This is a genomic window from Alteromonas sp. MTD1, from assembly GCF_042848195.1.
Taxonomy (GTDB): Bacteria; Pseudomonadota; Gammaproteobacteria; order Enterobacterales; family Alteromonadaceae; genus Alteromonas.
In genome coordinates this window covers 98,179-110,286 of the sequence record NZ_BTGG01000010.1, presented here as the reverse complement: position 1 = coordinate 110,286, position 12,108 = coordinate 98,179, and the positions used below count along the sequence as shown (strand labels likewise).

The window sequence follows — 12,108 nt, the reverse complement described above, 5'->3', positions numbered from 1 at the left end:
TCTACTCTCCTGCCTTAGATGCTGTAGTCATTGTTGTTGTTTTCCTTTGCCAGCAGCCGGCACCATCCGGTATTAATTGTTCTATACTAATTGAATCGTTGCCAATTTGCGTAATTTTCCCATAAAACAAGCCAATACGGCTTCCAACCTTTGCTTTATGCAATACGCCATCGTTGCTTCGCAATAATGCCCACTTCGTTCCTTGAGCAGAGAAATTTCCACTTAACGCTAATCCGTCAATGCCATAAGCTTCAAGCGCTTCTTTTGGGCGTTGAAAGTTTGGCTGTAAGCAATTCTCTACTCGTGGGCGGCTTACAGGCGCGGTATCGCGCTTAGGTTGTTCAAACGGACTTCTCAATGCACTTGCCGTATAAGTAAAAGGCGGGTGCGTTTTAAATTCTGGGTAAGGTTCTATTTTTGGCTTCGCACGCGCTTTAACTTCAGCGGTGTATGTGTACAAGTCGTCTAATTTGGGGGCGCAGCCACCAATAAATAGCAGAATGAAAAGCGTAACAATATAGCGCATTATTGTTGCTCCTCTTCTAAATCTGCCGAATTTTCAGAGCGATAGGTCTTCGCTTGAAGTTTTAACGACAAGCCATTTTCTTCACGTTTTATATCGAAGTCGTGCAGCGTTACAATGCGCGGCAGATCAGCGACTTTAGACACAAACTCACCGAAATTGTGATAACCACCGCTCACTTCCATTTCAATGGGGAGCTCGGTGTAAAATTCTTTTGGCACTTCTCGCTGCCAATTAAGCAATTCAAAAGTAAGGCCAGAAGAGGTGCCCACATAGGTAATGTCGTCTAGCAATCCTGGCGTTTCATTGCTGGTAGGAAGGCTTTTCAACATAGATGAGAAGTCTTGTTTAATTTTTGCTAGCTGCTCCTGATAAGCCTCTAAGTTAACAGCAATGCGATATTTCGCTTCAAACTGCAGTTTTAGCTCTTGCTCTTTAAGCTCAGCGGCATCTTTAATTGGAAGCTTCGGACTAACAATCATGTAATAGCTAATCGCGCCCACAACAATAGCGACAAACGCAGCAACGACGATGCGAATTTCATTGGGCCAAATCGCAATTTGCTCAAAGTCGAGCTCGTTAAGTTCTTTTAGTTTTGATACATCAAACTTCATAAACTATTGCGCTCCATCTTGTTCTAGTTCTAATGGGGCAACGTTCGGGCTAATTGAAAACGTTAACGTGAAATTACTGATAGCACGCGCGGCGTCGCTATCAGATTTGATGGTTGAAAGTTCGGCTGCAACAAATACTTTTGAATCATCCAACGCACGCATGAAATCGGACAGACGATTATTCGAATCGCTGATCCCTTCTATTTCAATTCGATTGTCAGTGCGGCGCATGGACTCAAAGGCAACGCCGGCCGGTACAAGTTTAGCCAGTTCGTCAAAAACAATAGGAGCTACATTTCGACTTACTTGAAGTTGCTCAATAAGTGCCATGCGCTGTTCAATGGCATTCTTACTGTCTTTTACCTTTTTAATTTCAGCAATCTGCGCATCCAGTATTGCAATTTCTTTTTCCAAATACTGATTACGTGAATTTTGATTACTGATTTGCTGGTCGATAGCTTGACCAATGAACCAAAATAGCAGCCCAACAATAGCGGCAACGGCCAAAAGCGCAGCAAGATATTGTTGCTTTTGATGTTGGCGCTGCTTCTCACGCCACGGAAGCAGGTTTACATGTGCCATGGTGTGAAGCTCCTGCTCGCTAGACCTGCAGCAATCGCTAACTGTGGTGCGATTTTTTCCAAACGTGCAGCGTCTAGTTTTGGGTTAATGGTCATTTGGCTAAATGGGTTGAAGCAGCTTACTTCTAGCCCTAAATCTTGATTAAGAATATCAACCAGTGGTGCAATGGTTGCAGCGCCGCCGCTCAACAAAATACTGGTTGGTCTCTCTGCATGTAGAGTGCTCATATACATTTGCAGTGCACGATTGATGTTTTGCTGTAAGTTGGCTGCGAAAATAGGCAATGTGTCTTCTATCCAGTTACCCGTAAGCGTGCCATCAAGCAACTGACGTTCTGCGGTTTCGCGTTCTACCATATGAATAGCGCTAATATCGTTAATCAGGTTATTTAACCCAAACGCATGCTCTTTGGTGTAAATAACGTCGCCGTTTTTCACCACGCATATTTGTAAAAGCGATGCGCCAATGTTTACGCAGCATACCGCTTTTTCAGGGTCTTCATTGGGGTAGAAGAAATCTAGTGCATTGCCTATTGCATAGTTTTCCATATCTACAATTTTGGGTTCGAAGTTAGCCTCACGTGCAAGTAACAGACGGCTATCAACTAAATCTTTGTGTGCTGCCGTAAGTAATACATTTACTTTACCCGTGTGCGTAGCACTAGGCCCCATTTCTTCAAAGTCTAAATACACTTCGTCTAACGGGTAGGGGATTAGGCTGTCAGCTTCAATTTCAATTTGGTTCTCAAGCTCATAGTCACTTTGGTCTGGGTCCATGTACACTATTTTGCTAATTACCGACGTACCTGCTACAGCAACGTTTGCTTGTTTTAATTTTGTTTTTAGTACTTTGCGAATTTTCTTTAGCGCAATACTCACAGACTCGTAATCTTTTATTTCTCGCTCAGAGAATGCGATTTTTGTGATCGGCTCGCAAGCGTACCCCTGGAGTACGAATCCATCTTTCGATTGTTCTAGCCACACCGCTTTTATTTGACGCGTGCCTATATCTAAGCCCACAATGGGTGGCAGCTTTTTGTTAAACAGCGATTTCATTTAAACGTGTCCAGTTTCAAAGGTAGTTGCTCTAAAGTACAATACTACGCTATTTATTTTAAACGTATGGTTCTACAGATAACACATACGTATAAAAAATACGTCATTTCAACAGAATATCTTGGTATCCGTTACAGTGAAGTACATCAAACCACTTATTTTATTTAGTTTTCTATCCGGCGTTTTAGGTGTTGCTGCGCTGGTAGGTATCTACTTTTATATCAAACCAGACCTACCAAGTGTTACTGTACTTAAGGATGTTCGCCTGCAAACTCCCATGCAGATATACACTAAAGATGGAAAACTTATTTCACAATATGGAGTTAAACGGCGGATCCCAGTAAAACTTGAGGATGTACCTCAAGAATTGATCGACGCTATTTTGGCCACAGAAGACAGTCGTTTTTATGAACACCACGGCATAGACCCCATCGGTATAGTGCGTGCTGCAGTAAGTTTAGTGCTAACTGGCGAAAAACGACAGGGCGCAAGTACGCTAACTATGCAGTTAGCAAGAGGTTTCTTTCTGACTAGAGAAAAAACCTACATACGAAAAGTGAAAGAAATCTTTATTGCGCTTCATATGGAGCAAGAGCTAACCAAGCAAGAAATTCTTGAACTATACCTAAATAAAATTGAGCTAGGGCACCGTGCTTTCGGTTTTGGGGCGGCCGCACAGGTTTATTATGGTAAGCCGCTAGATGAGCTTACACTTGCGCAACTGGCTACAATTGCCGGGTTGCCAAAAGCGCCCTCAGTGCTAAACCCAATAAGTCGTCCAGACCGTTCTATAGAGCGCCGCCGCGTGGTATTACTGCGGATGCTAGATGAACAATATATTACTAAGGCGCAGTTCGATGAAGCGGCAAGTGCGCCTGTTACAGCGCGTAAGCATGGTGCGGAAATAGAAGTCGATGCGCCTTATCTCGCCGACACCATCTATAACGAAATGGTTGAGATTTACGGTAAAGAAGAAGCTGAAACAGGTGGCTATCAGGTTTACGCCACAGCAACTTCTGAACTTCAAATTGCTGCGCAAAACGCAGTAATACGCAACCTTCATGATTATGATGAACGACATGGTTATAAAGGGCCATTAGGTTATTTATGGGACAAGCCTCAAGCTCAAGATTCAGCGGTTCCTGAGTTAACACTGAGTTTTGATATTAGTGCACGAACTACACGCGGTACGTGGGACGAGACGTCAATGCTAATGGCGCTTGCTGAAATACCACATATCAAGCCGTTAATGCCTGCCGTGGTATTAACCGTTAACGAGCAGTCAATTGAAGTATTGGGCGTTGACGGGCAAAAACGTGAGATTACATGGGATGGCCTTGACTGGGCGCGCCCTTATATTACTGATTTCAGGCAGGGTAGCGACCCTACAACCGCGGCAGATGTTACACAAGCAGGTGCGGTTATTTACATTCGTGAGCAGGAAGGTCAGTGGCGCATTTCTCAATTACCAGAAGTAAGCGGCGCTTTTGTTGCGCTTAATCCTAATAACGGCGCGGTAGAAGCAGTTGTTGGTGGTTACAGCTTTTATCAAAGCCAGTTCAACCGTGCCACACAAGCAAAACGACAGGTTGGCTCAAACATAAAACCCTTCGTTTACGCAGCAGCAATTGACAGTGGTTATACGCTGGCGTCAATTATTAATGATGCCCCCATAAACCAGTGGAATGCGGCGACGGGTGTTGCATGGCGCCCACAAAACTCGCCGGCAGAGTACGATGGCCCTATTCGCATGCGAAAAGCGCTGGGTAAATCAAAGAACGTTGTTTCCGTACGATTGCTGCGCGGTGTTGGATTGCGTGAAACTGCGCAGTATTTAACACGCTTCGGTTTTGACCCGGACGATATTCCATTAGATGAAACTGTTTCACTGGGTTCAAGCTCACATACGCCACTAGAATTAGTACGCGGTATGTCAACTATCGCCAACGGCGGGTATTTAGTGAATCCGCACTTTATAAATAAAGTGTTAGATGAAAACGGCAACGAACTATGGCGTGCAAACCCCGTGTGGGCGTGCAACCGATGTGAAGAAACAAGTGAAGCTGATATTTCACCTGAAAATGATGAACAAGACATTGAAGCGCTGCTTGCCGCTGAACTTAACAACGATGTGTTCTTGGGCTTTGACGAAGAAAGTGAGGAGGAGAAAGTTATTGCACCACAGGTTATTTCATCGCAAACCGCCTTTTTGGTTGGTGAAATGATGCGCACTGCGGTAAGAGCAAACGGTAGTTGGAATAAAAAAACATACTGGCTCGGCACTGGCTGGCGCGCTCGCAATATTTTGGGGCGCACCGACATAGCTGGGAAAACAGGTACAACGAACGACTCCCGAGATACGTGGTTTAGCGGTTTCCACAAAGACATAGTGGCAACAGCATGGGTAGGTTTTGACAATATGAGCAGGCAACTTGGCCGCGCTACACGCAATCAGAACCTGATTAATAAAAACCCTGAGAAGTTTAATTGGATTGGAAACGCACTTATTGGTACTGAAGATGGTGCGAAAGCCGCAGGGCCGGCATGGATTCGTTTTATGCAAGAAGCGTTAGAAGACAAGCCTCATTCGCCTATGCCTGTGCCCGAGGGAATTATGCGTGTTCGCATTGATCGTACCAGTGGGAAGTTGACCAAACGTACAGACCATACGACACTATTCGAATATTTCCTGCAAGGCACCGAGCCAACCACGTATGTTAGAGATGACGAAGTGGTTGATCCTGCCGAGCAGGATGAAGAGACTGCGCCAGAGCCGGAAGAAATATTCTAAAAACAACAATGGCACACCACAGCGTGTGCCGCTTTTGGTCATGACGAACAATTTGCCTGAACCTATTATCGGAAAACTAATGTCAGACGATTCACAGCAATATCTTTATATTCCTCACGCCGGCCCTTCATTGCTGGAAACTCCCCTACTGAATAAAGGGAGTGCATTTACTGCTAGAGAGCGCGCTGCGTTTAACTTAACGGGGCTAGTACCACCGCGTTTTGAAACCATTGAAGAACAAGTAGAGCGCGCCTACATGCAGTACAGCAGCTTCGATGAGGCGCTGAACAAACACATTTACTTGCGTGCAATTCAGGACAACAACGAAACGCTTTTCTATCGCCTTATTCAAAAGCATATTGATGAGATGATGCCTATCATCTACACACCTACGGTTGGCGATGCATGTGAACAATTCTCAGATATCTATCGTAGCTCTCGTGGTTTGTTTGTGTCTTATGAAGAGCGTCACCAGCTTGATGACATCATTCGCAACGCGACCAAACGCAAAGTGAAGGTTATTGTCGTTACCGACGGTGAGCGCATTCTTGGTCTTGGCGATCAGGGTATCGGCGGTATGGGTATTCCTATTGGTAAACTTTCGCTGTACACCGCGTGTGGCGGTATTAGCCCAGCATACACGTTGCCAGTTATGCTTGACGTTGGCACAAACAACGAAAAATTGTTGAACGACCCTATGTACATGGGCGCTCGTCACCCTCGAATTGGTCAGGAAGAATACGACGAATTCGTTGATATGTTCATCAAAGCGGTTAAGCGACGCTGGCCGGAAGTAATGATTCAATTTGAAGATTTCGCTCAGCCAAACGCTATGCCGCTATTGAACCGTTATCGCAACGATGTGTGCTGCTTTAATGATGATATTCAGGGTACAGCTGCCGTTACGTTAGGTACAATTTTAGCTGCATGTAGAACCAAACAGCAAAAGCTTAGCGACATGAAAGTCGTTTTTGTGGGCGCTGGTTCTGCGGGCTGTGGTATTGCCGAAATGCTTATCCAACAAATGGTGTTTGAAGGCATAAGCGACGAGCAGGCTCGCAAGCAAGTGTTCATGATAGACCGCTATGGACTTGTCACCGAAGGTATGGAAGGGCTTCGTGATTTCCAGCAGAAGCTGCAGCAAAAACGTGATGATCTTAGCGAGTGGACGTTCAGTGGCGATTACGCGTCATTACTTGATGTAATGCACTGTGCAAAGCCAGATGTACTTATTGGTGTTTCTGGGCAGCCAGGTTTGTTCACTGAGCAGGTTATACGCGCAATGAAGCAAAACTGTGAGTTGCCAATCATCTTCCCACTTAGTAACCCATCTCGCCAAGTTGAGGCGCGCCCAGAGCAGGTTATCGAATGGACCGATGGGGAAGTTATTATTGCAACGGGGAGTCCGTTCAAGCCGGTAGAATACAACGGTAAGATGTATCCTATTGCGCAGTGTAATAACTCGTATATCTTCCCTGGTATTGGGTTAGGTGTTGTAGCGTCAAAAGCAAAGCTAATTAGTGACGAAATGCTAATGGCTGCAAGTAATGCATTAGCGGCGGCGTCGCCACTTGTGAACACTGGCGTGGGTTCTTTGCTTCCACCACTAGCGGCTATTGCTGAAATAAGCCGTGAAATCGCCTTCGAAGTAGGTAAGGTAGCGATGGAGCAGGGACTGGCTTTAGAAATGTCTGACGATGCACTTCGCGCCAGCATTGAGCGTAATTTCTGGAAAGCAGAATACCGTCCTTACAAGCGTGTAAGTATTTAATAATTCATTTCATTTTAAAAAGCAGGCATGGCCTGCTTTTTTTGTGCCTGCCAAAAACACGCTGCGCTTTACGCTTTCTATCAATACGTAAAAATGTGTTGCACATGTGCAACATATTCTTATCTATAACTCGATGCGTTTTTCTTTAATGAATTTAAGTCTCTGTTTTTAATATTTTTTTATGTTGGCACGAACGTTGATACACAACTGTTAAATATTCGATAGACGGATCTATATGTTGCACTGTGGCGAGTAGCACAGTGCGTGAAGAACTAAACAACAGTAATAGGTGGTGCAATGAAATATTCAATGAACTCTAGAAAAGCTCGCGTCAGTCAAATGGTAAAGCAGTCTTTTAATACCGCATTGGTGTTATCTGCTTTAGGTGTGTTAACGGCTTGCGGCGGCTCTAGTGGTTCATCTGACGATACCGCGTCGCCAACGCCTGCACCTACCAGTACTACATTTTCTTTGGCGGTGTCAGATGCGCCCGTTGATAACGCGTCTGAAGTAGTAGTTTATTTTGATGAAGTGGAATTAATCGGTAACGGTGACCCTATTTCTTTTTCTGTGACAGATGAAAATGGCGACCCAAGAAGCATTGATTTACTCGCACTTCCAGGAGCGCAATTTGAAGTTATTGTTGACGATACAGAAATTCCGCTTGGCGAATATAACCAGCTGCGATTAAGCGTAACTGATGAGTCATTCATTGTAATGGACGATGGCATTTTTCCACTGCGAGTTCCAAGTGGTGAGCTGAAACTCGACGGATTTACCGCTCAGCCGAATTTTGATGCTGCATATACCGTTGAATTTGATCTGCGTAAAAGTTTGGTGGACCCAGCAGGTCAACCAGTGATCATGCTAAAACCAAGAGGTGTTCGTCTGGTACTTAACGATGACGTGGGCACGCTAGAGGGCACAGTAGACAGTGCATTAGTAAGTGCGCCAGAGTGTGCCGAGAAAGTCGATATGTTTGAAGGGAACGCAGTATATGTGTACGAAGGCGAACAAACTGCTTTAGATACATTGGGCGACGATGCAGACGCTGGTGTAGATGACTCAGAAGTAAGGCCATTTACAGTAGTGCCTGTGACATATAGCGAAACAGATGAAACGTACGCTTTCTCAGCGGGCTTTTTACCTCAAGGCGACTATTCACTGAGTTTTTCATGTGTTGCCTTAAACGATGAGCCTGAAACGGATGAAGACGAGGAAGATGGTTTCTTCTTACAAACTTTAGATTCGGCAACGGTAGCTGCCGGTGAAACAACTACTGTAACTATTGAGTAATCTCAATCAGTAACCAGTTTGCGGGCAAAGGACTGCTCGCCTTTTATTCATAGGCCGAGCTTCATCAAGCTCGGCTTTTTTATGTTGGTGACCTCACATCAGCTACCGTTAGTCGAAGGTAGTGAACGCAAACCCTTTTAAATCTGTTCAATATATCCATGTAAGTGCTTTAGTTGTGTATTTATCAAGACGTGTAATGAAGGTTTTTATGCCGAAAAAGCCGTGAACCCACTAGCCAAGCATTAAACATACTCAGTACTACACTGTATTAACGAAAATGATTTTTAAACCAGTAGCGATTTTAAGGAAACGCAATGTCATCAACAGATAGCTATACACCGCCAGACGTTTGGACTCAGCCCGAGGGCGATGGAAACAAATGGGCAAGCATTAACCGTCCGGTTTCAGGCGCTACCCACGAAAAAGCGCGTAGTGTTGGAAAGCATCCGCTGCAGTTGTATTCACTGGCAACGCCGAATGGGCAAAAAGTGACTATTATGCTGGAAGAGTTGTTGGCAGCCGGTATTAGTCAAGCAGAGTACGATGCATGGCTTGTTAATATAGGCGAAGGTGATCAGTTTTCGTCAGGCTTTGTTGACGTTAACCCCAATAGCAAAATTCCCGCTTTGGTAGATACCACCACAACCCCAGAAACCAAGCTTTTCGAATCTGGCTCTATCTTGGTATACCTTGCTGAAAAGTTCGATATGTTCATTCCAAAAGATCCGCAGTCCAAAGTGGCGTGTTTTAACTGGCTGTTTTGGCAAATGGGATCAGCGCCTTTCTTAGGTGGTGGTTTCGGCCATTTCTACAGCTACGCACCCTATCCAATGGAATATCCTATTAACCGTTTTGCGATGGAATCAAAGCGTCAGCTTGATGTTTTAGATAAGCATTTGGCACAGCACACCTACATGGCGGGTGATGAATACAGTATTGCAGATATGGCAATTTGGCCTTGGTACGGTAATTTAGTGCTAGGTAATTTGTACGACGCCAAAACGTTTTTGCAGGTGCATGAATACACAAATTTAAGCCGCTGGGCGAAACAAATTGAACAGCGTAACGCTGTGCAAAGAGGCCGCATAGTAAATCGTACGTGGGGCGACGATGGACAAGTACCTAACCGTCACAGTGCAAAAGATATTGATGATGCGCTTAAAGGTTAAACCTAAGCATTCTATATAACCGCTAGATTAGTTCAGCAGTACTTTTTAGATAGGCGCGTTGCAGTACCGTGAAATCCCAGTTTTTAAACTCAACGCGAAACTGATACTCGCCTATTTGACCTTCCCATACGTCAGAGGGTACGTTTTGCCACGTTTTCATCGACACTAATTTGCCGCGAAGGCAGTGCAATACTTGAAGGGGGGGAGCATCACTAACTCGAGTGTTATTCCATTCATCTCCGTGTGCGTTGGTAATGATTGAGCCTTCCTCGCAGTCGACGTCGAAGAACACAAATCCTCGGTACTCGCCGTCTTGACTCATAGTTACAAGGGATGCGTAGTGTTTATTACCAGACACCTGACGTAATGCAGGCAACTGACCGTCCACACTTTTTATTTGCAGTCGCGCAAGCTCATCATGCCATCGCCACCCCTGACTACCCATAAAATTGAGTTCTTCGGCTTTTTTTGCGCTTTCGTCAAGTACGCGATAAGAGAACACGCCACTGATAGCGACGGTTATTGCAATAAAAGCCGTAGCAAAAATTACTTTTTTCATAGCGACACTCGACAACGTTTTATCAATACCACTACATATTTACGTTTTTTGCTTGGTTTAGCGCATGCCTAACGGGAATTTAATACAAAGGTTTACTGCGTAGCGGCAATAGCATAAACATGCAAACGAACCGCTTGAGCAGCCTTTTCAGGCCAATCACTTCTTGCACTATCTGGCAGTTTTTGAATACTATTTAAGCTAATGAAACCATGCACTAACGCCCATATTTGCGAACCAAGCGAATAGGCTTTCGACTCTGAGGGCGTTTTCTTTGGAATAGCGGCTGTTAGCGTAATCAAGCTGTTCTCAAGCTTCTGGAAAGCAAGTGAAGCTTCATCTGACAAGGTTGTGTGGCCTTCAGTACTGCCGAAAATAAGCTGATAATGTGCACGGTGATGTTTTGAAAACAACACAATGCGCTCGCAGGCATCGATAACCTTATCTGAACTGGTGTTGCCTTGGGCTGCATCAATGGCTTGATAAAGCTTTTCACAGGCATCAATAAACAGCGCATCTATTATGCCCTGCTTGCCCTTAAAGTGACTGTATATACCAATGGTGGATAGGCCTGCCTTCTGAGCAATGTTTCGCACGCTGAGGGCGTCAAAGCCGTCTGATACAAAAATCTCAGAGGCTGAATGTAGAATTCTTTCTTTATTATGCATTAGAAATAACCGTGTGTTAGGCGCACATGTGCTGTTGCTATAACGCAGTTATAACTATAGAAAACAAAGTGAAAAGTTGCGTAGGCTTACATTGAAAAAAATAACAGGTGCTTTACGCACTGTATAACAAGGTAAGCCTGCTATTGTGCTATAGATATTGCGCAAAGTAGTGGGTTACTTTTGGCCATAAGTGGCTACATTTGCGAGAAAAAAACTTCATATGACCTATTTCGCTTACCTTATAATCGCGTGGGTTAAGCTCCTCTACTTCGGCTTCCATATTCGGAAACACACTGATCATATCGTGTACGTTGGCAATGTTGGCGATATCGTCATCAGTAGCCAATAGCCATTTTGACGGGATTGAAATGTTGTCGTAATGGTGCGTTTGAACCTCTTTCCCAAATGCGGTTTTAACGTAACCTGAACCGTTACACCATTGTTGCCATTGTCGCGACACCTTCTTAGGAAGAGGCTCTCCCATACCTACCCACTGTGACTTTGTATGGCCAAACAACAAGTTACTTACGGGGATATAGAAATTCATAAAGAAGTGCGCTTTTACCAAGTAGCCTTTGCGCATGTTGCGCAAGCTACCTGATGAGCTTCCAAAATTACAAAACGCGGTTAAGTCATGCACATTATGCATTAAACCAAGTAACTGGCCGCCAGCACTATGGCCAACTAAGAAGTAGGGTACGTTAGGGAATTGAGCTTTCAACGCCTCAAGTGCAGCGGGCATATCCTGTTCGCCCCATGTTATTAAAGAGGCATCGCTCTTGCTTACTGGCACCTGTGCCGACTCGCCAATGCCTCTATTGTCGAAGGTGATAACACCAAAACCTTGTTCACTTAGGAAAGTAGCAAATGCGCTGTAAAACTGTCGTTTAATGCCCGTTGCAGGCCCCACCATAATGGCGCCTTTAGCTTGGGTATTTGGAGAGAAAACGGTAGCTCGTAAACATGTATCATCATGACATGTCACCGAAATATCATTTATCTCAATGCTATTTGCAATATCACTCACAATATCATTCACAACGCATCCTATTACTTCTTGTTGCAGACTTTATTAAAGTCATC

General features: G+C 44.6%; 11 protein-coding genes. 4 read left to right on the top strand and 7 right to left on the bottom strand.

From position 1 onward, the window contains the following. Position 1: 1 nt before the first annotated feature. The 4 genes from ACGHAV_RS14540 to pilM are packed head-to-tail and all read right to left on the bottom strand — an operon-like array spanning position 2 to position 2,774. Positions 2–526 (bottom strand): pilus assembly protein PilP, encoded by a 525-nt coding sequence (locus tag ACGHAV_RS14540; RefSeq protein ID WP_390382155.1) that lies wholly within the window; start codon positions 524–526, stop codon positions 2–4. Further along, complete coding sequence (locus ACGHAV_RS14535; RefSeq protein WP_390382152.1) at positions 526–1,137, bottom strand: type 4a pilus biogenesis protein PilO; 612 nt, start codon at positions 1,135–1,137, stop codon at positions 526–528. Before ACGHAV_RS14535 ends, ACGHAV_RS14540 begins: the two co-directional genes overlap by 1 nt. 3 nt (positions 1,138–1,140) lie before the next feature. Beyond that, positions 1,141–1,719 (bottom strand): PilN domain-containing protein, encoded by a 579-nt coding sequence (locus tag ACGHAV_RS14530; protein WP_390382149.1) that lies wholly within the window; start codon positions 1,717–1,719, stop codon positions 1,141–1,143. Beyond that, a complete protein-coding gene (gene pilM / locus ACGHAV_RS14525; RefSeq protein ID WP_390382146.1) occupies positions 1,707–2,774 on the bottom strand; it encodes a type IV pilus assembly protein PilM in 1,068 nt (355 codons plus the stop codon). Before pilM ends, ACGHAV_RS14530 begins: the two co-directional genes overlap by 13 nt. Positions 2,775–2,910: 136 nt before the next feature. Here pilM and ACGHAV_RS14520 point away from each other — a divergent pair, with 136 nt between their 5' ends. The 4 genes from ACGHAV_RS14520 (at position 2,911) to yghU (ending at position 9,801) form a co-directional block, all read left to right on the top strand. Further along, positions 2,911–5,565, top strand: a complete 2,655-nt coding sequence (locus ACGHAV_RS14520) for a penicillin-binding protein 1A (RefSeq protein ID WP_390382143.1) — start codon at positions 2,911–2,913, stop codon at positions 5,563–5,565. Positions 5,566–5,644: 79 nt separating this feature from the next. Beyond that, positions 5,645–7,336 carry an NAD-dependent malic enzyme gene (locus ACGHAV_RS14515; protein ID WP_390382140.1) on the top strand — a complete coding sequence of 564 codons (1,692 nt, stop codon included), beginning with the start codon at positions 5,645–5,647 and terminating at the stop codon, positions 7,334–7,336. A 297-nt stretch (positions 7,337–7,633) separates the two neighbouring features. Further along, entirely contained in the window at positions 7,634–8,632 is a 999-nt protein-coding gene (locus ACGHAV_RS14510; RefSeq protein WP_390382138.1) for a DUF4382 domain-containing protein, read from the top strand. 314 nt (positions 8,633–8,946) lie between these two features. Continuing rightward, positions 8,947–9,801 (top strand): glutathione-dependent disulfide-bond oxidoreductase, encoded by an 855-nt coding sequence (yghU, locus tag ACGHAV_RS14505; RefSeq protein WP_390382135.1) that lies wholly within the window; start codon positions 8,947–8,949, stop codon positions 9,799–9,801. 22 nt (positions 9,802–9,823) lie between these two features. Here yghU and ACGHAV_RS14500 read toward each other — a convergent pair whose 3' ends face one another. The 3 genes from ACGHAV_RS14500 to ACGHAV_RS14490 form a co-directional block, all read right to left on the bottom strand. Continuing rightward, on the bottom strand, positions 9,824–10,360 hold the full coding sequence (locus tag ACGHAV_RS14500; protein ID WP_390382132.1) for a hypothetical protein: 537 nt from the start codon (positions 10,358–10,360) through the stop codon (positions 9,824–9,826). A 92-nt stretch (positions 10,361–10,452) separates the two neighbouring features. Next, on the bottom strand, positions 10,453–11,025 hold the full coding sequence (locus tag ACGHAV_RS14495; RefSeq protein WP_390382129.1) for a TetR/AcrR family transcriptional regulator: 573 nt from the start codon (positions 11,023–11,025) through the stop codon (positions 10,453–10,455). Between the two features lie 148 nt (positions 11,026–11,173). Then, positions 11,174–12,064, bottom strand: coding sequence for an alpha/beta fold hydrolase (locus tag ACGHAV_RS14490; RefSeq protein WP_390382126.1), 891 nt, complete (start codon positions 12,062–12,064; stop codon positions 11,174–11,176). Positions 12,065–12,108: the final 44 nt, after the last annotated feature.